This is a genomic window from Nostoc paludosum FACHB-159, assembly GCF_014698835.1.
GTDB classification, from domain to species: domain Bacteria; phylum Cyanobacteriota; class Cyanobacteriia; order Cyanobacteriales; family Nostocaceae; genus Nostoc; species Nostoc paludosum.
The window spans coordinates 86,688-111,039 of the sequence record NZ_JACJTU010000022.1; the positions used below are offsets into that span (position 1 = coordinate 86,688).

At 41.2% G+C, this 24,352-nt stretch carries 20 protein-coding genes; 5 read left to right on the top strand and 15 right to left on the bottom strand.

Annotation, left to right across the window (positions count from 1 at the left end; genetic code table 11):
- Positions 1 to 204: 204 nt before the first annotated feature.
- Positions 205 to 750 carry a hypothetical protein gene (locus tag H6H03_RS21920; RefSeq protein WP_190957182.1) on the bottom strand — a complete coding sequence of 182 codons (546 nt, stop codon included), beginning with the start codon at positions 748 to 750 and terminating at the stop codon, positions 205 to 207.
- A gap of 203 nt (positions 751 to 953) precedes the next feature.
- On the bottom strand, positions 954 to 1,334 hold the full coding sequence (locus H6H03_RS21925) for a hypothetical protein (RefSeq protein ID WP_190957183.1): 381 nt from the start codon (positions 1,332 to 1,334) through the stop codon (positions 954 to 956).
- 23 nt (positions 1,335 to 1,357) lie between these two features.
- Here H6H03_RS21925 and H6H03_RS21930 point away from each other — a divergent pair, with 23 nt between their 5' ends.
- Complete coding sequence (locus tag H6H03_RS21930) at positions 1,358 to 1,624, top strand: hypothetical protein (protein WP_190957184.1); 267 nt, start codon at positions 1,358 to 1,360, stop codon at positions 1,622 to 1,624.
- 28 nt (positions 1,625 to 1,652) lie between these two features.
- Here H6H03_RS21930 and H6H03_RS21935 read toward each other — a convergent pair whose 3' ends face one another.
- The 3 genes from H6H03_RS21935 to H6H03_RS21945 all read right to left on the bottom strand — a co-directional run bounded on the left by H6H03_RS21935 (position 1,653) and on the right by H6H03_RS21945 (position 3,002).
- A complete protein-coding gene (locus H6H03_RS21935; protein WP_190957185.1) occupies positions 1,653 to 2,093 on the bottom strand; it encodes a hypothetical protein in 441 nt (146 codons plus the stop codon).
- Between the two features lie 37 nt (positions 2,094 to 2,130).
- Entirely contained in the window at positions 2,131 to 2,496 is a 366-nt protein-coding gene (locus H6H03_RS21940) for a hypothetical protein (RefSeq protein ID WP_190957186.1), read from the bottom strand.
- Between the two features lie 89 nt (positions 2,497 to 2,585).
- Entirely contained in the window at positions 2,586 to 3,002 is a 417-nt protein-coding gene (locus H6H03_RS21945; RefSeq protein ID WP_190957187.1) for a hypothetical protein, read from the bottom strand.
- Between the two features lie 380 nt (positions 3,003 to 3,382).
- On the opposite strand from H6H03_RS21945, the gene H6H03_RS21950 reads away from it, so the two are divergent.
- Positions 3,383 to 6,868, top strand: a complete 3,486-nt coding sequence (locus H6H03_RS21950) for a WD40 domain-containing protein (RefSeq protein ID WP_190957188.1) — start codon at positions 3,383 to 3,385, stop codon at positions 6,866 to 6,868.
- Between the two features lie 15 nt (positions 6,869 to 6,883).
- A complete protein-coding gene (locus H6H03_RS21955) occupies positions 6,884 to 7,975 on the top strand; it encodes a cellulase family glycosylhydrolase (protein ID WP_190957189.1) in 1,092 nt (363 codons plus the stop codon).
- Between the two features lie 249 nt (positions 7,976 to 8,224).
- Here H6H03_RS21955 and infC read toward each other — a convergent pair whose 3' ends face one another.
- The 6 genes from infC to H6H03_RS21985 form a co-directional block, all read right to left on the bottom strand.
- Positions 8,225 to 8,716, bottom strand: coding sequence for a translation initiation factor IF-3 (infC, locus tag H6H03_RS21960; RefSeq protein ID WP_190957231.1), 492 nt, complete (start codon positions 8,714 to 8,716; stop codon positions 8,225 to 8,227).
- 152 nt (positions 8,717 to 8,868) lie between these two features.
- A complete protein-coding gene (cbiE, locus tag H6H03_RS21965) occupies positions 8,869 to 10,083 on the bottom strand; it encodes a precorrin-6y C5,15-methyltransferase (decarboxylating) subunit CbiE (RefSeq protein ID WP_190957190.1) in 1,215 nt (404 codons plus the stop codon).
- Between the two features lie 12 nt (positions 10,084 to 10,095).
- Positions 10,096 to 10,875 (bottom strand): class I SAM-dependent methyltransferase, encoded by a 780-nt coding sequence (locus tag H6H03_RS21970; RefSeq protein ID WP_190957191.1) that lies wholly within the window; start codon positions 10,873 to 10,875, stop codon positions 10,096 to 10,098.
- The gene (locus tag H6H03_RS21975) at positions 10,862 to 11,074 is read right to left on the bottom strand and encodes a hypothetical protein (RefSeq protein ID WP_190957192.1); all 213 of its coding nucleotides are present in this window, start codon (positions 11,072 to 11,074) and stop codon (positions 10,862 to 10,864) included. The genes H6H03_RS21970 and H6H03_RS21975 overlap by 14 nt, the downstream gene beginning before the upstream one ends.
- A 33-nt stretch (positions 11,075 to 11,107) precedes the next feature.
- Entirely contained in the window at positions 11,108 to 12,316 is a 1,209-nt protein-coding gene (locus H6H03_RS21980) for a 4-hydroxy-3-methylbut-2-enyl diphosphate reductase (RefSeq protein ID WP_190957193.1), read from the bottom strand.
- Between the two features lie 78 nt (positions 12,317 to 12,394).
- A complete protein-coding gene (locus H6H03_RS21985; protein ID WP_190957194.1) occupies positions 12,395 to 13,258 on the bottom strand; it encodes an SGNH/GDSL hydrolase family protein in 864 nt (287 codons plus the stop codon).
- Between the two features lie 85 nt (positions 13,259 to 13,343).
- Between H6H03_RS21985 and H6H03_RS21990 the strand changes: the two genes are divergently transcribed.
- Complete coding sequence (locus tag H6H03_RS21990) at positions 13,344 to 13,580, top strand: hypothetical protein (protein WP_190957195.1); 237 nt, start codon at positions 13,344 to 13,346, stop codon at positions 13,578 to 13,580.
- On the opposite strand, the gene H6H03_RS21995 is transcribed toward H6H03_RS21990, so the two are convergent.
- Together H6H03_RS21995 and H6H03_RS22000 are read right to left on the bottom strand one after the other, a co-directional pair.
- Positions 13,574 to 14,962, bottom strand: coding sequence for an ammonium transporter (locus H6H03_RS21995; protein ID WP_390842846.1), 1,389 nt, complete (start codon positions 14,960 to 14,962; stop codon positions 13,574 to 13,576). The genes H6H03_RS21990 and H6H03_RS21995 overlap by 7 nt on opposite strands.
- Positions 14,963 to 15,429: 467 nt before the next feature.
- Positions 15,430 to 15,753: a YnfA family protein gene (locus H6H03_RS22000; RefSeq protein WP_190957197.1), complete on the bottom strand. Its 324-nt coding sequence runs from the start codon at positions 15,751 to 15,753 to the stop codon at positions 15,430 to 15,432.
- Positions 15,754 to 16,079: 326 nt separating this feature from the next.
- Here H6H03_RS22000 and H6H03_RS22005 point away from each other — a divergent pair, with 326 nt between their 5' ends.
- On the top strand, positions 16,080 to 20,732 hold the full coding sequence (locus H6H03_RS22005) for a GAF domain-containing protein (RefSeq protein WP_190957232.1): 4,653 nt from the start codon (positions 16,080 to 16,082) through the stop codon (positions 20,730 to 20,732).
- 57 nt (positions 20,733 to 20,789) lie between these two features.
- Here the strand turns inward: H6H03_RS22005 and H6H03_RS22010 are convergent, their stop codons facing one another.
- Both H6H03_RS22010 and H6H03_RS22015 read right to left on the bottom strand, forming a co-directional pair.
- Positions 20,790 to 21,659 (bottom strand): inositol monophosphatase family protein, encoded by an 870-nt coding sequence (locus tag H6H03_RS22010; RefSeq protein WP_190957198.1) that lies wholly within the window; start codon positions 21,657 to 21,659, stop codon positions 20,790 to 20,792.
- 309 nt (positions 21,660 to 21,968) lie between these two features.
- Positions 21,969 to 23,576, bottom strand: a complete 1,608-nt coding sequence (locus H6H03_RS22015) for a peptide ligase PGM1-related protein (protein WP_190957199.1) — start codon at positions 23,574 to 23,576, stop codon at positions 21,969 to 21,971.
- Between the last annotated feature and the right edge of the window lie 776 nt (positions 23,577 to 24,352).

The window sequence follows — 24,352 nt, forward strand, 5'->3', positions numbered from 1 at the left end:
TTATAGATAGGGTTTTTCCGACTTGTGTGTACACTGTAGCTTTTCTAAGGGGAGGGTTAGGGTGGGGTAAAAAAATATTTGATACGGAGAAGAGGACTTTTCAAACATCTTCTCAACCTACCCTTACTTCCCAAGTTTAAAAATCCAACATTTTAGCCAAAATTTAGAGTCTGCATGGGAGGACAAAATTATACCCCTGCTGCTTTATGGGTAGTGTGGGAGGACGAAGTTATACCCTGCTCCTTCATGAGTACCACCCGCAGCACAAGTTCCTGTATTATCAAAGCCGTTGAAAAATATTACTCGACACTTATGACAGAAGCGCCATTCCTCCTGTGATGTTGGTGTTGGCGGGACATCGTGTGGGAGAACAAAATTAAATCCGGCTGCTTTATGAGTACCACCCGCAGGGCAAGCTCCTTTAACGGCTTCTCTATTGAAAAACATTGCTTGGCACTTACCACAGAAGCGCCAATCGCGTTGTGCATTTGGTGTTTCTGGACCACCATAGGGAAGAACAAACTCATACCCTGCTGGTTCATGGACACCACCCGCAGCACAAGCCCCTTTATTATCATAACCGTTGAAAAACATCGCTTGACACTTCCGACAGAAGCGCCACCTATCCTGTACTCCACTGGATTCAGCTAAAACAGTAGCGAAATCACTAAACACAACTGTACCTGCTGCTGCACCAATGAAACCAACACCTGCCTTCAAAAGTTGGCGGCGGGAAAACTCATCATACATAATACTTTCTCCTGTTGAATACCTTCGGCATATTTACCAGTCGCAACCTACTGTAAAACCTTCAGAACTTACGCACTTGCAGTTAAAGGGGACCTGGATCTTCTGGTTGCAAAAAGACCAATTGATTGAGTCCGAACCTTTGTAAAAAAATGGTTCTTTCATTATGGGTCTCCTGCGAAACTTTTCGTTCTTGATCTTGCTAATCAGCGAATATTAACTCCAATAATCCGTGGCTTGCCATAAACACAGCCCGAAATGAGTAATTGAACTTCCTTCTGATTTATAAATGCGTTCAAGATAGTTGTGTGAAATAGACTGTGACCGGGATCTTTTGGGTTTGTCGCATAACCACCATCAGTGGTTGGGCATCCATCAGGATTAACGTTCGGATCGCTATGGTATACTGCCATAGTGTCTTCTATCCAGCCTGCACTAATAAGTTTGACTGAACCCCAGTCAGAAAATGTTCGTTTTTCTGGTTCTAATTGAGCTTGAGCTTTATCATGATAGTTAATGAAGGTAGAACCAATTAAAGTAGCAGATAGAGTTAGTATCGAAACACCAAGTAAAGTACGTCTGAGCATAATATCTCCTTGAATTTGCTGATTTGAACAAGAATTCTAGGCGTAAATCCAACCTTGCTGTATTTACACTATTGCAATTCCAATCACCGCCCCACCATCCAGTAACCTGGCCAGCAGAGGCAGAACCGGGAACGGCAAAGGATAAAGCAATGCCGCAGGATAGAGTAAAAAGCGATCGCTGCATTACAGTCATCATGAAATTACTTCTCATTTTGGTAACCTCTGTTTTGACTCTTTATTTGTTACTTAGTAGTCTGAAGCGGATATTTTGGAAACTTGATTATGAGTAAACAGGCAACCCGAAATTTTTCGCTCTCGCTAGTTCTGAGCATTCATTCTGAACCAATCTTGGTTAACAACAGGTCGAGTTCTTACACCGCAACCATTCCAACCTTCCTGTGAATACTTCACATGGTTGCTGTCAATAACTTGGATTAAAGCACTAACAGAAGTTTCGCAATTATTTGGGTCTTTCCGTGTAACCATTAGACTAATTTTATTTCCATTAGAGTAACGTCCACGAAAAACATGACTGTAAGAGCCATTGTCACAATTGCCATTAACACCTTCACCATTGTCTTCATAGATTGTGATTGGACAGTCTGAGCTTCCAGACCAATCACCCATCAGATTGAAAGAATTTTGCTCGCTAGTAGATTGAATCTTATTAATAACAGGCTCGTTAGCAGTAGCAGAAAGCGTAGTTAAACCTAACAAAGATAAAGATAAAGCAACATTGAAAAAAGCTTGGCGTTTCATGGTGTTTTCTCCTTACGTGAACTAATACAATTTGTGCTTATCTAGTAGTAACGGAATTTTCGCTCCAGGGAGAGCAAGTTGAGCGTGCAAATGTGTGTGAGTTGCAACCTTGGACTGAGATTGTATAAACACTATTTGGTTGAACATTTTTAAAAGTAAAGGAGCCGGAACGATTCTCTACTTGTTTTTCTCCACCTCTTACCGGATAGCGGACATTATAAAAATCCCAACCTGTGACACCAGTAAATCGGAAAATAACTCTATCACCGGATTGATAGGCTTCATTAAAACATGGTCTATCGGCGGGGCAAAGGTTGACTTCACCAGCCATAGCACTCTGGCAAAAAGGCAAACTCAAAGCTGTCAAAGATAAAGCAACATTAAACAAAGCTTGGGGTTTCATAGCGGTTTCTCCTAGCGTGAACTGATACAGTCAATGCAACCTAATCTTGTTATCGATCGTTAAAAGCTGACAAGAACTATAATGTGGTCTCAACGTACATTAGTCACTCTGTAAATGCATCTTCCTTCTTGACCACGAAGACGTACTATTTCCACACCCTTATTAAAAGCTTCTGTTCCACGTCCACCTACGGAGAAGGGTTGGGATTTCAAACAAGATACTTCCACAATATTTATTTCATTGACGTAATAACGACCATACTCACGAGCAACTATGCGTTGTCCCCACGATGCAAACTTCTGATTTACAATTCCACAAGCGTCTACTGCTGTTTGGTGTCCCCAACTAATCCAATCACCCTGACCTGAACTAGCACTGCAATAACTCAATTTATCTAGTACGGTCAGGCTAGCCTGAGCTTTGTTCTGAGAATTAATCAGTGCAGATCCAATCAAAACCGTAGATATAGTTAAACCCGAAATATAAAGCCAATTGCGTTTCAGCATAATCTCTCCTTGAAATTGCTTAATTGAGATTATGTGTTTTCCTTCAATTGCTGTCTATACATAAAAAATCAGTATTTAAACTGAGAAATTTTCAACTCAAAAATAAGTAAACGTCATAAAAAGTCAGGTATAAGCCAGACTAATCTTAGTTTCAACCCCTAACAGCTATAAATTTAACTGCATTCTCTGGTCAGATAAAACCAGGAAACTCTTTACTGTTAAGGGTTTCAGGCTAATTGGGCTTACTGTTTACGTTCTTTGTGGAACTCCTGATATTTTATGGATAGACAACCGCAAAATTACAGAGCATAATTTCCAGCAAGGATGAATTAACATCCCAAAGCCAAAAAGTTACTCTATTGCCTTAATACTCCCACTCTATGACAAATTCAAACTACTACAAACTCGGAGGTAGCCTAGAATATCAACACCCAACTTATGTGGTGCGTCAAGCTGATTATGACCTTTATGAAGGCTTAAGAAATGGCGACTTATGTTATGTTTTAAATTCGCGGCAGATGGGTAAGTCTAGCTTGCGAGTCCATATTATGAAACAACTGAGAGAGCAAGGTATACAATGTGCATCGGTTGACTTGACAAGAATTGGCAGCCATGTCACACCTTCCGAATGGTATGGTGGCTTTGTTTCTGAGCTATTGCGGGGGTTTGGTTTATCCAGAAAAGTGAATTTTGGGACGTGGTGGCGATCGCAGGAATTTTTATCACCTAAACAAAGATTGAGTGAATTGATCGATGATGTACTGTTAACAGAATTTCCAGGTAATATTGTTATTTTTGTTGATGAAATTGATAGTATTTTGAAAATCAGTTTTAAAGATGATTTTTTTGCTTTCATCCGTGCTTGTTATAACCAAAGTTCAGATAATCCTGAATATAAACGCCTCACTTTTTGTTTGTTAGGAGTAGCTACTCCCTCTAATTTAATTGCTGATAAAAATCGTACCCCTTTTAATATTGGTCGGGCAATTACATTAACTGGATTTAGATTAAATGAAGTTGAATCTTTAATTAGAGGTTTAGAGGGAATAGTTGCTAGACCAAAAGTGATAATAGAAGAGGTATTAAAGTGGACTGGTGGACAGCCATTTTTAACTCAAAAGCTTTGTCAATTAATTTGTATTTCTAATTATTCATTCCTAGAACATCAGGAAAAGCAATGTGTAGAGGAATTAGTACAAACGCAAATTATCCAAAATTGGGAAGCACAGGATGAACCAGAACATTTGCGAACAATCCGCGATCGCCTTTTGCAAAATGCCGAAAATCAAACTGGGCGATTGTTAGGACTATATCAGCAAATATTACACCAGGGAGAAATCCCCGCAGATGATAGTCCCGAACAAACACAACTATGTCTGACGGGGTTAATTGTCAAGCAACAGGGAAAATTGCGAATTTATAATTGCATCTATGCAGAGATATTTAATCAAGCATGGCTGGACAAAGTATTGACAAATATTCGCCCATACTCTCAAACTTTAAATGCTTGGGTAAATTCTAACTTTAAAGATGAGTCGCGTTTGTTGCGGGGGCAAACTTTACAAGATGCCCGCAATTGGGCAGCAGATAAAGGTTTAAGTAATTTAGATCGAAAATTTCTAGATGCTAGTCAGGAATTAGAAAAGCGAGATGTTCAGAAAAAATTACAAGTAGAAGCAGAAGCATCAAGGATTTTAGCAGAAGCAAATGATGTTTTAATTTTAGCTAATCAAAAAGCTAAACGACGGATTGAGGTTGGCGGGGGAGTATTAGCGATCGCCCTGATTACAGCAATAGTAGCCGCAATTTGGGCAAATATGACGATCAAAGATATACAACTGGAAAGAATCAAATCCTTGAGTATCTCTTCCACTGCTTTATTAAACTCTAATCAAGAACTTGATGCTTTAGTCGCAGCATTAAAAGCAGCCATTGATTTGAAATTAGTAACTTCGCCAGATGCTAACACTAAAGAAGCAGTAAGATTAGCATTACAACGTGCATTTTATCAAGTCAGAGAACAAAATCGTTTAGAAGGACACAATGATGCCGTCAGAAGTGTGAATTTTAGTCCAAATGGTCAAAATATTGTTACTGCTAGTGAAGATAACACAGTCAGACTTTGGAGTATTGGTGGCAGAGAAATCAAAAAATTCATTACCCCCAATCAGATTTTTACAAGTGTGATTTTCAGCCCAGATAGTAAGATGATTGCTGCCATTAGTGCAAATAATACTGTCAAAATTTGGGGTATAGATGGACAGGAAATCATCACCTTAAAGGGACAAGAGCAAGAGGAATTTATGAGCAGTATTTGTTTCACCCCTGATGGTAAAGTAATTGCTGCTCCTAGTCAAGATAATACTGTCAAACTTTGGAACATTAAGGGACAGGAAATCAAAACTCTCAAAGGGCATAACTATTCTGTTTGGAGTATCAGTTGCAGTCCTGATAGTAAAACTATTGTCACGGCTGATAAAGGGGGATTCGTCAAAATTTGGAGTATTGATGGACGAGAACTCAAAACCTTTCAAGCCAGCGAACAATCTATTTTTGGTGTGAGTTTTAGCCCAGATGGTAAAGCGATCGCAACTGCGGGAGCAGACACCACTGTTAAACTGTGGAACTTAGAGGGAAAAGAAATCAGAACCCTTGGCAAACATGACAATTACGTGATTAGTGTGAGTTTTAGCCCAGATGGTAAAATCATTGCTTCCACCAGTGCTGATAAAACAGTTAAATTGTGGAGTGTTAATGGACAAGAACTCAAAACCCTCAAAGGTCATAACGATTCTGTTTTTAACGCCACTTTTAGTCCTGATAGTAAAATTATTGCCCTAGCTAGTGCTGATAACACAGTTAAACTATGGAATATTAGCGATTTAGAACCCAAAACTTTCATTGGACATCATGATTCTCTTTGGAGTGTGAGTTTTAGTCCAGATAATAAAATTATTGCTTCAGCCGGAGATGATAAGACTATTAAATTGTGGAGTATTAATGGTGAAGAAATTGCATCTATCAAGGCAGATAGCGATAGTGAATGGAATCGAATTTGGAGCCTTAATTTTAGTCCGAATGGGCAGATAATTGCTACTGCTAATGACGACAAAACAATCAAACTATGGAATTTAAATGGGCAAAATATTAGAACATTCAAAGGGCATAAGAAAGAAATTATCGATGTAAACTTTAGTCCAGATGGTCAAACTCTCGTGAGCGCTAGTTATGATGGGACAGTCAAACTATGGAATATCAATGGTCAAGAATTCAGAACCTTAAAAGCAGATGCGGGTAAAGTTTTCAGTGCTAGTTTCAGCCCCAATGGTCAGACAATTATTTCTGCTCATAATGATGGGACAATCAAACTGTGGAACTTGCAAGGACAAAACCTCAAAACTTTCAAAGCACATAACAGTTACGTCACAAACGTTCGTTTTAGCCCCGATGGTCAAACAATTGCTTCTGCCAGCCAGGATAAAACCATCAAACTCTGGAATTTAGACGGGCAAGAAATTAAATCCTTCAAAAGTCATAGTCATAATGCCGAAGTCAGGAAACTTAGCTTTAGTCCAGATGGCAAAATTCTTGCCTCTGCTAGTGCTGACGGCACAATCCGACTTTGGCAGGTAACAGATGGTCAAGAACTGAAAACCATTTATGGACATGGTTATGCTTTTTGGAATATTAGCTTCAGTCCTGATGGCAAAAAAATTGCCTCTGTCAGTGATGATGGACTTGTTGAACTTTGGAATGCAGAAACTTTAGATTTTGAGCAGCTAATTGCTAGGGGCTGCAATTGGTTGGATGATTATCTGAAAAACAATTCTCACCTGAGTGAGAACGATAAACATATTTGTAAATAAAGACAAAAAGATGCTATGGATCGTCGTGAATTTTTAGCTTGGGCTGGAATTGGTTCTCTTGCCAATTTATCGCTGTCCTTTGCAGCAACAGCTAGACCCTCTAATCCCAAAAAAAGCGATCGCAACACTACCTTATATACTAAGGGTAGATATTTGTATGACTCCCTTGGCAACAAAGTTATTCTGCGAGGAATTAACCTACCCCTGCTGGATGACTGGGATTTTCCTCAAACTGATAAGCTAGCGGAACTCGAAAAAACTGGAGCTAACGCTGTCAGAATTCAATGGTACAAGGATTATGGTCAACGCGATCGCCCTGCTTATGAAATTGCAGACTTGGATAATTTTCTCACCAGATGCAAGGCTAGTCAGATCATTCCGGTACTGGGTTTGTGGGATCTCACCTGTAACCCTGATGTCAAGCTGTTAAATACCCAGCTAATTCCCTGGTGGACTTCTGAACCTGTCCTGAATGTACTTAAAAAACATCAAAAGTATCTGATAGTCAATTTAGCTAACGAATTGGGTTTCTATCATTGGACAAACAATTCTACTAGTGCATTAAATACTTTCAACAATGTCTACAAAACTGCTATTACAAAAATCCGCCAGCATTTACATTTACCGATTATGATTGATGCGCCCGATTGTGGTCAATCTATTGAAGTTTTTGCGAAAATTGGTAAAGAATTAATTGCTCACGATCCTGACCACAATCTTCTATTTAGCGGTCACGCTTATTGGGCTGGTTATAATGGAATACCGCATCTAGAAACTGCTATCAATGCCAATTTACCAATTGTTTTTGGTGAAATTGCCAACAAGCAAGATGAAGAAATTGAGGGAAAAACTCAATATGGTTATTATGACCTTGATGGTAGCGATCAAAACCATGCACCCGAAAATGGTTTTACTTATCAAGCATTTTTGCAGATTTTAAAAGAGCAGGAAATTGGCTGGTTTGCCTGGAGTTGGTGGAAGGACAATTGCACAGAACGCCAGATGTCCGAGAATGGAAATTTTTCCAGTCTCACACCCTATGGCAACGATCTTGTCAACAATTCTGTCTACGGCTTGAAGGTGACAGCTCAAAGAGCAAAATTTTAACAATAAAAAATTCAGAAGCTAATCGTCAGACAATTGCGTCACACCTGCCATTCCTCGCCAGCCCAAAAATTTACCAATAGGTTGCACCCACTCAATGGCAATACGAGTCAAATCACCACCGACTCGTTGATGCCATTGAAATAAAGTTTATTTGCCTTCATAAAGCATCACATCTCCCCAAAAAGCTGTGGTGCGCTTCAGCTTTCGGCTTCGGCGCACCACAGAATTTAAGATATTTAGAAAATTAATTTAGGCTGGAACGACTTGAGCTACCAACGAGCGTTTATCAAGGGTGTGAACTTTACCTACTTCGCTCAGAGCATTTACAATTCGCTCTAGCATTTCTCCAGCCTGTTCGCGATATTGATTTTCGCGACCTCGTAAACGAATAACAAACTTTACTGAATCGCCTTTACTCAACCAACCAACGGCTTGCTCGATACGTAAATTGTAATCAGCTACTCCCACATTGGGACGCAGCCGGACTTCTTTTACCGTTGGTCTAGCACTCTGTGTCTGACGCTTTTTCTTTTGATACTGAAACTTACCATAGTTGAGGATCTTCGCTACTGGAGCTTCTTTCCCTTCGGAGACTACAACTAAGTCAAGTTCTACGCTCTGCGCTAGCTGTAGAGCCTCATGTGTATCGATTAGACCACGATTGTTATTTTCATGGTCGATCAAGAACACTTGAGGTGACTTGATTTGCGAGTTAATTTGTTGCTTTTGGATTGCGATAATGTTTTCTCTCTATTGTTCAATCTTTTGCTTTGCAAGCAATTAAATTCTAACACAAGCTCATGTGAAGACGTGACAAGCTATTCCAAACCTTTGATATGACTGCATTTACACTCTCCAAAAAGCCTCATACGCTTGCTTGTGTATGATTAATCTTAATTAGACTTTACAACTACCCATTGCGTCACACCCGCCATTCCTCGCCAGCCCAAAAATTTACCAATAGGTTCCGCCCGTTGGATGGCAATACGAGTCAAATCGCCACCAACTCGCTGATGCCATTGAAATAAAGTTTGTTCGCCCTCTACCGTCACCACATTTGCCACCAAACGTCCACCCGGCCGCAGTGCTTCCCAGCAAACATCAAAAAGTCCCGTTGCTGTCACTCCGCCACCAATAAAAATTGCATCTGGTGTAGGTAAGTCTTTCAGGGCAGCAGGCGCTTTACCTTCAATGATTTGCAGATTTGGAGTACCGAGAGTAGCGGCATTATCAGCAATATATTTTAGTCTAGATGAGTTTTGCTCGATCGCCACCGCCCGGCACCGCGGATGAGTTCGCATCCATTCTATAGAAATGGAACCGCAACCCGCCCCCACATCCCACAATAATTGTCCCGGTGTCGGTGCTAAAGCTGCTAAGGTAATTGCCCTAACTTCACGCTTGGTTAACTGTCCATCATGGTGATAGGCGTTATCTGGCAATCCTGGTAATCTTGGTAAAGGGATAACCCCAGCATCGGCAATACAATCAACTGCGATCGCATTTAACGGTGCAATTTCCGTTTCACTCCAAGATGCAGCCGTAGCTTCCACAATTCTTTCATGAGCGCCGCCCATACGCTCCAATACGGTGATTTTACTACCCCCATAGCCGCGATTTGTCAAAATTTCGGCAACAATGGCGGGTGTGTCCTTCCCTTGACTCAAAATTAACAGCTTAGCTTTCGGATAAATGTAAGATTGCAGCAGGGACGACGGACGGCCATTTAAACTTAAGGTTTCCACTTCAGTTAAAGACCATCCCAACCTGGCACAAGCGAGGCTAAAGGTTGAAGGTGCGGGGATAATCGTAATTTCGGAAATGGGAATTCGCCGCCCTAAGGTAACACCAATGCCATAACACATAGGATCGCCGCTTGCTAGTACGCAAATCGACTCACCGCGACGGTTAATGATTTCCTCTACAGAAGTATTGATAGGAGATGCCCAGACTATTTTCTCACGTTGGTCATCACAAGGCAGCATTGCCAAATGGCGATCGCCTCCCACAATTACTTTAGCTTGTTCGATGACCGAAAGAGCGATCGGGCTTAATCCCTGTAACCCATCTTCTCCAATGCCCACGATAGAAAGCCATTTCTCTGTCATATTAATTCAGGATTAATATTTTTCAGCTGTTATAAACAAGTAATCTCCTCGATCATTTTCATATTTTTTGATAATCTCAGTGATGCGTCCTGTGTGAATATCTACTGCTAGTCTTTCACATCCGGCTACGATTTCTTCCGCAGAAGCTAGCAAAGCAAAGGTAGAAATTCCAGAACGCACATTCTCATCTAAATATATTTCTGGACGATGTTTTCCACTATATAAAAATAGGTCTTGCAAGTTCTCAGAAATATAATAAGTTTCGATATCTACTGATTGAAAACCTGCTTCATCCAAAGCTGATTTCACCTTTTCTAAACTTGGCATTTGTTCGGCAGATTTATATATAGCCTCTGGAAAATATTCGACCAACCAATATTTACTCATTTGCTCTGGTGTCGCAGTAAATAATACTAAACGACCAGCTAATAAAACACGGTAAATCTCTCTACAAGCAGGAATTAGTGCAGCAAAATGATGTATTGCTAGGGTGCATAGCACACCAGAAAAACTGCCATCAGTATAAGGTAAAGCCTCTACTTCTCCAACTTGCCAAGTTACAGAATTACTCTTATTTATAGCAGCATCAATCATCTTTGTTGATTGGTCTATTCCATGCCAAATACCACCGTGTTTTGCTAAAGCCAGCGTGTAATTTCCAGTGCCACACGCCACATCTAGATATGAAGAATCTGATTTTATCTGAAGTTTAACAGCTAATCGATTAGCGATCTCAGGGTCAGCACGACGAGTCAAATCATAGCTTTTACCAATTTGCTCATAAATAGCCATTTGTTTGAATTTTCCACGAATTTATAGAGATGAGAGACTGGGGACTGGGGAGTGTGGGGAGTGTGGGGAGTGTGGGGAGTGTGGGGAGAGAGGGGAGAGAGGGGAGTGTGGGGAGATGGGGAAAAAGAGAATTTATGCTTCCCTTTCCTCCCACACCTCCCTCTCCTCCCACACCTCCCACACCTCCTGCTTGCCCCATGCCCAATGCCCAATGCCCAATGCCCAATCTCTTTTACACTAGCGTTGCTGTTGATTTAAAAGCGAAAATTTTTTCAATTACATCTTCTACTACCTTATCTGGGGTGGATGCACCAGAAGTAATTCCCACAACAATTTCTCCATCTGGTAGCCAGTTTTCTGTAATAGTTAATTGTCCATTTAATTGCCGATGTTCGATGGAATTTGCTGATTGAATTCGCTCAACACTATCAATGTGATAAGAAGGAATTCCCCTCTCAATAGCGATTTGTTGCAATTGAGTAGTATTTGAGGAATTAAACCCACCAATTACCACCATTAAATCTAAATTATCTTCCACTAACTCCAACATTGCGTCTTGCCTTTCTTGGGTGGCATCACAAATAGTGTTGAAGCTTTGGAAATGCTGATTTAATTCAGTAGGGCCATACTTCTGCAACATAGTACGCTCAAAAAGCTTACCGATTTGCTCAGTTTCACCTTTAAGCATGGTAGTTTGGTTAGCAATGCCAACTCTTTCTAAATCGCGATCGGGGTCAAATCCTGGCGAACAAGCTTTGGCAAATTTTTGGATAAATTCTTCACGGTTACCACCGTTAATAATATAGTTAGCGACATATTGTGCTTCTGACAAATTCAACACAATTAAATACTTGCCAGCAAAAGAACTCGTAGCAACTGTTTCTTCGTGTTTATATTTACCGTGAATAATTGAGGTATAGTCAACTTTTTTGTGCTTTTCTACTGTATTCCAAACTTTAGATACCCAAGGACAAGTTGTATCAACAATTTTGCAGCCTTTTTCGTGAAGTATCTGCATTTCTTGAACGCTAGCCCCAAAAGCAGGTAATATAACCACATCACCAGTATCAACAACAGAAAAGTCTTTTTGATTTGCTTCAACTGGAATAAATTTTACTTCCATCTCTTGCATCCGCTGATTCACAGAAGGGTTGTGAATAATCTCGTTAGTAATCCAGATGCGTTCTGTGGGGAAGTGTTGGCGGGTTTCGTAGGCCATAGCCACAGCACGTTCTACGCCCCAGCAAAAGCCAAAGGCTTGGGCTAGTCGGATGGTGACATCGCCTCGTTGCAGGGTGTAATTGCGATCGCGAATTTCCTGAATCAAGTTACTTTGATATTCAGATTGCAACTGGCTGGTAACTTCTGCCTGGTGACCAAACCCCTTGCGATTGTAATTTTCGGAATGTTGGAGCGTCCGCTTAAAAGCTTTTGTATCCATGAGATTAGTCTACTTAAACCACTATTTTTTATTTTCTCGCGCCTAGACGCGATTTATACAGACTTGTATTCAAAGATATTACTTCTTATCCTTACCTGAAATACGTTGAAGTTCAGGTTTTAATTCGATATTGCTATAAATCTGCAATGCAGAACGCCAAACTATATAGCCTTCACGATTTAAATGTAAGCCATCAGTAGTAAATTCCTGGCGGAGATTACCTTGGGTGTTGGTAAACAGAGGATATAAATCGAGAAATTTCACACCTTTTTTTGCAGATATGCTTTGCAGTCGCTCGTTTAATCGGCGAATGCGATTATTTGTAATAGCCAGAAGTTTATCTCGTCCTTGCCAAGTTGCTTGTTCTCCACCATGTGGCAAAATCGACTGGACAACAATTTCGGCTGTGGGATGCACTCTTCGGAGGTAACTCATAATTCGCTGGTGATTATCTAAAATTACCTCATCCCTCGTCCCCCGAATGAGGTCATTAATCCCAATCATTACAAAAATCACCTCTGGCTGGGTGCGGTCAAATATATCCAATCTTTTCAAAAGCCCGTGGCTGGTTTCGCCAGAAATTCCTTGATTGAGCCAATTTTTACCTTCGGGTAATAACTCAGTCGGAAACCATAAACTCAGAGAATCTCCTGCAAGTATAGTTAAGTGGGCAGGATGTCGGTCAGCGGCTACTTTCGCTTCTTGTTTGAGAATATCTACCCACTGTTCGTAAGTGAGTTGGTGACGGCGACCTAAATCAGGTGTAACAACTGGGGGTGAGTTGTTGACGTTGATTTGCTCTGGGGATGTTATCACCCCCCCAAAAAAAGCAGTCAATTTCTGCTGTTGCCAAATTAGCAGAACGACCGCCAACAATAGTATGCCGTTAGTTAACAGCGAGAAAAATGCCCAGATAGGAAAGGTTTTTGCAGAAGTAGACACGGCTAGCGAAATTTACCAATTATTTTGAATCAGATTTTAACGCTAGTACTCAAAAATCACACTCGATGAAAATAGGGAATAGGCATTGGGCAATGGGCATTGGGCATGGGGCATGGGGCAAGCAGGAGGTGTGGGAGGCGTTGGAGGTGTGGGAGGGGTGGGAGGTGTGGGAGGTGTGGGAGGAAAGGGAAGCATAAATTCTCTTTTTCCCCATCTCCCCACACTCCCCTCTCTCCCCTCTCTCCCCACACTCCCCACACTCCCCACACTCCCCACACTCCCCTCTCTCCCCACACTCCCCACACTCCCTACTCATCACTGAATGGGCCGATCGCCACCAAACTCAGAATTATAACCTTCTTCGCCGTGTTCGTTGATATCCAAACCTTGCAATTCGGCTTCCTCTTTAACTCGTAGTCCGACTGTCACATCGATAATTTTGAGAATAATCCAGGTACCAACTGCTGCTATTAAATAGGCGATCGCAATTGCTGCTAGTTCAACTCCCAATTCACCAAAATTACCACGTAGCACGCCGTCTTTACCGCCTCCGTTGACTTGAGTGGTAGCAAAGATAGCTGTTAAAATTGCCCCCACCGTACCACCAACGCCATGCACGGGAAAGGTATCTAAGGCATCGTCAATTTGTAGCTTGTGTTTGAAACTAATAGCATAAAAGCAAACAAAGGCAGTGACGAAACCAATTAAAATCGCTGATAGCGGTGTCACAAATCCTGCTGCCGGAGTGATGCCCACCAAACCAGCAACGGCTCCTGTAGCAGCTCCGACGGCGGTTGGTTTACCCCGTAAAACTGCTTCCAAGATTAACCACATTAAAGCCGCTGCCGCCGCCGCTGTATTAGTAGCGACGAAGGCTGTTGTTGCCAGATTTGTGGCTAAGTTACCCGAAGTTCCGCTAGCAGCCGATAGGGCGCTTCCAGCGTTAAAGCCGAACCAGCCAAACCACAGCAATCCAGCACCAAGCAAAATGAAAGGAACGTTGTGTGGCGGGCTAAGACGGTCGGGATGGGTTTTGCGAGGCTTAAGAACGATCGCTGCTACTAAAGCAGAAACGCCAGAGCTAATGTGAACTACTGTACCACCTGCAAAGTCGAGGGCGCCCAAACCACCGTACAATCCTAAGAATCCACCTTTAGCCCAGACCATGTGGGCTAGGGGACTGTAAACGAAGGTTGACCACAAGAGGACAAATAGGCAATAGGCACGGAAACTCATCCGTTCGGCGATCGCCCCAGAAATTAAGGCTGGGGTGATAATGGCAAACATGGCTTGGTAGATCATGAATGCCTGGTGGGGAATCGTCCCTGCATAAGAAACTACTTCCGCAGGATTTGAGCCTTTGAGATAATCAGTTGTCTCTAAACCGACACCACTCAACCCCAACCACTGCAATCCACCGATGAACGGCAAACCCGGCGCAAAGGCCAGACTATAACCCCAGAGAATCCAGGTCACTCCCACGATCGCCATTAATACAAAGCTCATCATCAATGTATTTAGGATGTTACGCGATCGTACAAATCCACCATAAAAGAATGCCAATCCTGGTGTCATTAGCAGCACGAGTGCTGCCGAAATCAACATAAATGCTGTATCTCCAGTATCAGCTGCTGGTGGACTAGCCGCTGATGTTTGGGCAAAAGCATTGCCCATCAGCGGTTGTGCCAAAATTAGCAGGGTCATAGCCCCAATCATGACAACTTTCTTCAACACTTCTTTTTGTTCCTAAGCACCAACAAATTTGTATTAGATTAATATATTTTCAGTACCTTTAGATACGATTTTTTGTCTTGAAAGCTACTCTACTTTGTTTTTTTTGAAATATTAACAAAAGTATAATCATTGCGAGGAGATTATGAGGCTTTAATCGTAATTTCAAGAATTTGTAAGTCTGAAGAATTTTGTCCAGTTTTATCCAAGAAATTGCACAAATATAGAAGGATTCGATTTTTCTCATCATATAGCCGTATAGTTGCTTGTAACTACGTAGTTACTAAAAAACCTTTGCAATTTTGCCTGGGTTATTGTCTTTTAAAAATTAATCATCATAAAATTTATCGGTCATACAAGAGGGCAAGAGCAAGATTTGTTGCAAGTTCTCCCCCTATTCCCTTATCCTCTTCTAGTCAGTAATAATCTAGCAATATTACTTAATAACGGGGTGTAAACATAATAATTGATACACTTGCTAAAGCTAAACAAGCTCCAATTACGTCGTAGCGGTCTGGAATTACCCCGTCTACCTTCCAACCCCAAAGCATTGCCATTGCAATAAACACGCCGCCATAAGCCGCATACACTCTACCAAAATTTGCTGGCTGAAAAGTTGCAATAACCCCATAGACAGCTAAAGCAATTCCGCCCAATATCCCCCACCACAATGGCTTAGCTTCACGCAACCACAACCAAATCAAGTAGCCACCAGTGATTTCAAATAAACCAGCGCACAAAAAATACAACAGCGACTTAATCATTTGACAGTTTTTGACTAGGGCTGAACTCAGTGAAATTACGCTAACAGTTTTAACTCAAGTATTGTCATTAATTAAAGTAAGTTTATCGAGCAAATTGGGTATGGGGCATAGAGCATTGGGCATTGGGCATGGGAGGTGTTGGAGGAGAGGGAGGGGTGGGAGGTGTGGGAGGAAAGGGAAGCATAAATTCTCTTTTTCCCCATCTCCCCACACTCCCCTCTCTCCCCACACTCCCCTCTCTCCCCACACTCCCCACACTCCCCATCTCCCCATCTCCCATGCCCAATGCCCCATGCCCAATGCCCCATACCCAATGCCCCATGCCCATGAAAGCACCATTACCTGATAACGAAGCACAGAGAATCGAGACGCTTTTGCAGTATAAAATCCTCGATACACCACCTGAAGCGGCCTTTGACGATCTTACTCGTTTAGCTTCGTATATTTGTCAGACTCCAATTGCCTTAATTAGCTTAATTGATACAAACCGCCAGTGGTTCAAAGCCAAGGTGGGTTTGGACGTCCCAGAAACACATCGAGACCAGGCGTTTTGTGCCCATACGATTCTACAACCTGATGTTTTTGTTGTGCCTGATGCCACAAATGACGAACGTTTCGCCGCCAATCCACTGGTGGCTTCTAACCCAAAGATCCGGTTTTATGCTGGTGTACCTCTAACTAATGCCGAGGGATACGCACTAGGAACACTTTGCGTGATTGACTACGTACCACGGAAACTTACTCCAGATCAGATAGAAGCATTACGAACTTTGGGTCGTCAAGTTATGAAGCAACTAGAATTGCGTCGTAATTTGGCAAATTTAGTACTTGTAGCTAATAAAGGCAAACAATCAAACAAAGTACGCAAACAATTTTTCAAAACAATTGCAGCGGGCTTTATTTTGGCATCGTCGATTCTAGTTGTGATTGCCGCAGTTTCTTATCAAAATACGAAAGTATTTAACAATAACCGCAGCATAATAAAAAATATTAATAAAAAAATTAACAGCTTAGAAAAACTACTGTCGCAGACAAAAGACGCTGAGACTGGACAACGCAGTTACATTCTGACTGAAAAAGAAATTTATTTAAAAGGTTATCAAGAAGCACTGGCTAACGTACATATAGAAATTACAAAACTGAAGAATTTAACCGCAGGTCAACCAAAGGAACAAAAGCAGATAGCAACGCTTGAATCTTTAGTTACAGCTAAACTTACTCAACTAAAACAGACTATCAGCTTGCGTCAGAATCAGGGATTCCAAGCGGCGTTGCGGGGACTAGTGACAAATGACGGTCAAAATCTCATGAATGATATCCATAAAACGGTTCATGAGATCGAGAACCAGGAAAAAGGGCGGCGTCAGCAATTATCACAAGTTACAAAAGCTTGGACTCGCCAAACAACTTTGACAATTGCGATCGCCATTTGTCTGAGTTTTTTCATTCTGGCTGTAGTCTACTATTTAATTTATCGTGAGGTTAGCGAACGCAAACGCACAGAAGAAATCTTAAACCAAGAACGCAACTTTATCTCAGCAGTCCTTGATACAGCTAGCGCCTTGGTAGTAGTCACCGATTCCCAAGGGCAAATCGTTCGTTTTAATCAAGCTTGTGAGCAAATAACAGGTTATTCTTTTGACGAGGTAAGAGGTAGGTATTTCTGGAACTTGTTTCTACTCCCCGAAGAAGTGGAGCCAGTCAAAGTAGCTTTTGAACAATTGCGAGCTGGTAAGACTTTCCAGCAACACGAAAATTATTGGGTAATGAAAGATGGCAGTCACAGACTAATTGCCTGGTCGAATACCATCTTAAAAAACTATGATGGTTCTGTAGAATACGTTGTTGGTACGGGTATTGATATCACCGAACGCAAACGAACTGAACAACATCTGACTGCACAATACGCTGCAACCCATGTTTTAGCAAATTCGACTACAATCAACGAAGCTATGCCCCAAATTCTTCAAGGAATTTGTGAAAGTTTAGGATGGGATTTGGGCGAAATTTGGATGGTAGATCAGCAAGCAAATGTGCTGCGTTTTTTTGATATCTGGTATAAACCATCCCTTGAGGTACAAGACTTAGCAGCTTGGAAGCAGCAAACAACTTTTGCACCAGGAGTCGGACTACCCGGCCGTGTTTGGGCAAGTTCCGAACCTGTTTGGATTGCTGATGTGGTTAAAGATCTGAATTTCCCTAACTTCAAACTCGCGGCTCAACTAGGCCTACATGCTGCTTTTGGTTTTCCCCTTCGTACTAATGGTAAAATTCTCGGCGTCATTACCTGCTTTAACCGTCAAATCCAGCAACCAGACGAAGATTTGGCAAAAACCATGAATTTTATTGGTGAGCAAGTGGGGCAATTTATCCAGCGCAAACAGGCTGAAGAAGAATTACAACGCCAAAACTTGCGATCGCAACTTTTTACAGAAATCACCTTAAAAATTCGCCAGTCTTTGCAAATTGAAGAAATTCTGCAAATTACTGTTAAAGAAGTCCAAAAAATCCTCCAAACTGACCGAGTATTAATTTATCAGCTTCTGCCAAATGAATCTACAACCACTGTAATTGAAGCAGTAGTTTCTGGCTTACCAGCAATTAAAGAGCAAAACATCACTACCCCCTACTTCCAAGCTGAATATTTACAACAGTACTATCTCCAACAGTACCGTCAAGGACAAGTTTTAGGGCTGGCTAATTTGGATCTTCTTGAACTCGAACAGAAACACTTGGAATTAATGCAACAATTTGGCGTGAAAGTCAATTTAGTTGTGCCAATTCTCGTCAAAGAAGAACTTCGCGGTTTGCTCATAGTTCATCAGTGTGATTATTCTCATCAATGGTCTAACTTTGAAACTCATCTTTTGCGGCAAATAGCCGACCAAGTAGGTATAGCCCTAACCCAAGCCCAACTATTAGAAGCAGAAACTCGTCAACGGCAAGAACTTGAAATTGCCCGTTACCAAGCTGAATTAGCTTCTCAAACCAAAAGTGCTTTTTTGGCGAATATGAGTCACGAAATTCGCACTCCCATGAATGCGGTATTGGGAATGACTAGTTTAGCTTTAGATACTCCCTTAGACGCAGAACAGCGAGATTTTATTGAGACGATTCGCATCAGTGGAGAAGCTCTATTAACTTTAATTAATGAAATTTTAGATCTCTCCAAGTTAGAAGTTGGAGAGATGGCTCTGGAAACTCTAGATTTTAATCTAGCTACTTGTGTTGAAGAAGTATTAGAATTATTGGCTCCATCAGCCCATAATAAAGGATTAGAAATTGCCGCCCTGATTGAACATAACGTTCCCATTCATCTCCAAGGAGATGCTGGTAGGTTGCGGCAAATTCTTATGAATTTAATTAGCAACGCCATCAAATTTACCAGTGTTGGCGAAGTAGTAGTGGAAGCACAATTACGTTCCCTTTCTTCCACCACAGTTACTATCTACTTTGCGATTACAGACACAGGCCTTGGTATTAGTCCTGAGGATCAACGCAGACTGTTTATGCCATTTATGCAAGTCGATGCTTCTACCACTCGCAAGTATGGTGGTACCGGGTTAGGGTTAGCCATCTGTAAACAGCTGGTGACTTTAATGGGAGGAATAATTGGGGTAGAAAGTCAGATTGGAAAAGGATCTAAGTTTTGGTTTGAAGTGCCTTTCGCCAAGCAACTTGAGCCTGTTTTGGAATCGTCCCCACTTTTAATTAATCGCCGCGCCTTAGTAGTAGATGATAACTCTACTAATTGCAAAACGATCCATCATCAAGCTAGTACTTGGGGAATCCAAGTAGATCTAGCTAACAGTGCAGCAGCAGCACTCAAAGCTATTCATAAATCTTGTGAGCAAGGAAATCCCTATGATGTTGTCTTAATTGATATGCAAATGCCAGAAACAGATGGCATTAAACTAGGAGAACACATTAAAGCCAATTCGGAAATTGCTGAAATACCTTTAATTATCGTAATTTCAACTAATCAACGGAATCAATTACAGCAAGCCCTGAAAATCGGATTTGCTGGTTATTTAATCAAACCCGTTAAGGCATCCCGACTTTTGGATATGATTATGAATATTTTGCAAACTCAGCCGGAACTAAAACAAGGAACTAGGGAAGAAATCCAAAACAGAATAACTTCTAATCTTGCTAATTCTTGTCCTATTTATGAATCTCCAAATCCTATTGTTTCTCCTGAATCAAAATTAAGAATTTTGCTAGCTGAAGATAATTTAGTCAATCAGAAAGTAACCCTCAAACAACTCCAAACTTTGGGTTATAAAGCTGATGTCGTTGCTAATGGAAAAGAAGTTTTACAGTTATTAGAAAAAATTCCTTATGATTTGATTTTAATGGATTGCCACATGCCAATTCTTGATGGGTTAGAAACTACAAAAGAAATTCATCGTTGGCAAGAGAGTGCTTTTGCTAGTCGTCGTCGTCCTGTGGTAATTGCGATGACAGCTAATGCCATGAAAGAAGACAAACAAAAGTGTTTAAATGCTGGAATGGACGATTATCTTAGTAAGCCAGTGTTGAAAGAAAAATTAGGGGCTATTCTAGACCATTGGGCAGATATCATCCTTTCACAACAGGTGATGGTTGAATGCGAACAAACAGTTTCCGCCATCAACAACACTCAAATTGACCAAACAATCAATTGGGAACACCTACATCAGGTATCGGATAATGACACACAATTTGAATTAAATCTCTTGCAAATCTTCGTTCAAGATATTAAACCGCGTTTAGAGATTATGAAAAGTGCGATCGCACTTTATGATTTTGGACAAATTGTTCGAGAAGCTCATTACCTGAAAGGCTCTAGTGGCAACATTGGAGCCACAGCTATGTACCTAGCAGTTGACAAACTAGAACAACAAGCTCTCCAGCAGGAGCATAAAAACGCTACTAAGTTAATTTCAGAAATCGAGGAATTTGTCAATAGTATTCAAGAGTTTTTAGTGAATAAATAGGCAATAGGCAATAAAAAAAGTATTAATTGCCTGTTGCCTTTTGCCTGTTGCCTCTCATCACACAGCCAACCCTTGGGTTGCTTCCAGTAAATGTTGATGAACGGATTTTGAGGCAGCTAAGATCAATCCAGGGAGACTATAGTTTTTACAGGTATATAGTGGCGGCAAAGTTGAACCATTGAGAGTAGTGACGAGATAGCCGGCTTCTTTTGCCACAAAAGCGAGGGCAGCACCATCAATAAATTTGCCGGATCTGATTACTGCTCCACTCAAATCACCAGTGAGAATACCATTAAGATTGGGAATTTGAATATCACTAGAATAATCATTGGCAATATCAATTACTTGATAGCGATCTTTTAGTAGAGGTGCGATCGCATTCATTCCCCATCCTAACAATACAGCTGGCTTAGGTGATGTAATCTCCAAAGGAATGCAGGCTTCTAAATTCATCTCCAGCGTCCCTTTAAAGGCTCCTTCACCTCTTAAAGCATAAAAATAAACATTTTGGGCAGGAGAAATTGCTAGCACTGCCTCAAAATCATCCGCATTTAAAATACTAAGAATAATTTGATAATTAGAATGTCCATCCATGTAAAATTTCGTGCCATCAATCGGGTCGAGTGTGACTAAATAATCACCTTCCAGCCCAAGTTCAGTAGCACGAAAATACTTCGTGTTTCTAGAACTTTCATACTCTTCCCCATAAAAGCGAATATCTGGAAAACTGCCCAGCAGTACTACTTCCACTAGATTTTGAATCGCTACATCCGCATCAGTCAGTGCAGCCGCAAAAAAGTTATCTTCTTGTTCTTTAATGGGAAGTGCAGCAATTTTTGGTTGCATAAAACGGGCGTAGCCTGCTGCTACTTTCAGGTGCGGAAGTAAAGTTGACAAAATTAATCGAGTAGTCGGTGTTGGGGACATTCCAGCAAACTCCTAGCTTGAAAAAACAGACAAAGGGAAACAAGAGGATGGGGAAACAAGCTGAATTGGGGACAAGGAGAAGAAGAGTTGCAACAAGTCTTTCCTCTGTTCGCGCAGCGTCTCCTTTTGGAGAAGTTCACCAGTGGCGACTTCGAGCATATCTGCTTGTTACCTTGTCCCTCTGTCCTCTTGTCCTCTTCCATCATTAACAGACCGACAGAATTTTATATTCGGACAGAATTACGGTACCATGAACTACTATTTTTGGCGATGGCTACACCTGCCCGAACTACTTTAATCTCGCCATCTCTATGGTTCGCTATACTCATCCCAAGCCACGGGAAAGGAATAATCTGAAAACGCAGAGAAAACCTTATTTTCACTGCGTGTTTCTTCATCCAGAACTTTGATGACTTTGTTATAAATATCTTGTGCTTGTTGGGGAGAATCACCGATGCTGGTTAATCCCAACTTGCCAAACTGGGAAAGACAACCCATAAGATGAAAGACTGTGCCTGTTTGAGTACCGCTGTCGAAGTGCAGTCTGTAGTCAGCGATGATATCCATCAAATCATTAGGCAATAATCCCCGATAGCGGTCTTTTTGGAGGTTGTCAGTGGCAATGTAGTATTTGGGACGACCTTGTTGGCTGTAAAATAAGCCTGTGGAAAGGTCATAGCGACCGTTCGTCAGTAATTTCAAGGTCATAAATGGATGAGTTGTGCCGCCTTTACGCAGGTTAATTTCGATCGCCTGAATATCCCACTCTCCATTACCCTTGTCAACTGCGATAAAATCTACCCCAAATCGCTCTAGGGCACCTTTTTCGGCTAGCTTTCTACCAACTTGCAGTCCCAATTGCTGTAGTTGCAATCGATACCTTTCATCAGCGGGAAAGCTACAACCAAGATAAATCTGACCGTCTGGGCCGCCGAGAATTTGGTCGTGGGTGGAGAGGATTTCTACTTCGCCACTAGGGGTAATTCGTCCTTGGACGCTGGGAGAACGCTTAATTTCTCCTTCCACAAATGCTTCTGCAATTGCTCCCAATTCTGGAATTCTTGCCGAAAAATTCTCCCAAGTTTCTTGTTTTGCTTGAAAGCGCATTGTTGAAAAGCGATCGCTAATTGCTGCTACCCTTTGGGCATGACTACTTTTACCAGGTGCCACATTCTCAATCGGTCTTAAATCTACTAGCGCATTTCCTTCTCCAGAAATACCTTCGTTGAGTTTCACCACCATTCTTTGTAATGTCGGTTGGCGTTCCCACAAATCACTAGCGGCTTCTGCTAAATCACTGTGATGCCAAACTATTTCACTACCATCTGGATGTGGTACTCCACTCTCGCTAAAAATTTGCCGACTACCACTTTTTGTCCCCCAAATCTGCAAATCTGGGGCAGCAGCGTACAGTGGTACACCCAATTTTACAGATAATTCACCTTCAAAATCTGATGAATTATAGCAGATCATAAATGATCTGTCAAGTCTCAACGCTTGACGAATTCGCTCTAGTAAACGGGGGCGTTCTAAAATCTTTTGGCTGAGGGGTTTAAGAGAGGAATCGTAAGTAGAAAGTAGCAACAAGCGATTGCGAGCATGAGAAAACGGGATTCCTGGCAAAAGTTGTAGATAATAATCAATGATACTGGGATGCAGTGGTACTGATGTGACATAAATAAGTCTAGTACGGGGATTCCGCAACCGAATCAAGGAAAATAGTAATCTTTCTTCATAATGTTCGCAGCCTTCAATTTTTCGGAGTTCCCGCTGGTCAATACTCAAAGAGGGAATAATTACAATATCAGCTTCACTATTATCAAATAGCTCGATAGTTTTCCAGCGATCGCGCAGAGTTGATTGCAGATTGCGAAACTTTTCAGTCTGCTCTAATTCAGAAACATCTAGTGTTGTCATAATCTCTACCTATCGCGATCCAAAAACTACTCTATTGTTCTGGTACATCCCAAGGCACTTCTTTGACAAGTCACTCATTTGGAGAAAATTAAATAATATTAATTTTCTTGTTCAAAAATTGAGTAGCTTGAGAAATTAGTTTCAACAAACCAGAGAAACTTGACAAAAAATCCTATAAGGTTCTGCGGAAATACCAGCTTAAATTAATATTAACGAAAATAGCAAGGACTATAGTGCGTATTTTGGCACTTATGAATGTTCAGGTAAAAATTTATATTGAAATTTATCGCTATATATTACAACCAGGACTTACACAAAATATGACCGAAAACTTTATTCCTACGTAGCAGTAATTCATGTAGGCGCAAAGCGGCTAATCTGCCAGAACGCTAAGAGCGAACCCGCAGGGTATTACTGCTACTTTTGTTATCTTTTGCCTAAGTCCTGACAACAACAAATAGTTATAGATAAATTTGGTAATTACAGTACTTTGCAAGTAAAGGAGTATCCTACCTGCCCTTGTCTACCCCATTGAGACAAAATCTCCTGTATTATCGTTGAAATTGATTTTATGTCTTAAGGGTGAGCAAATTTCAGCTTGGTTTATCTCTGGAGACCGATAAAGTCTTGCATCATACATAGTTTACTTAAATACAGATGAAAAGTACAAATCCTTCATCATATGAGAGTTGTGTACTTGTTTTTCGTGGTCAGATGAATAACCTGTGTCAGGTGTGAGGAGAAATCAGGCCAGCCGCGTACAATTATTATTATTA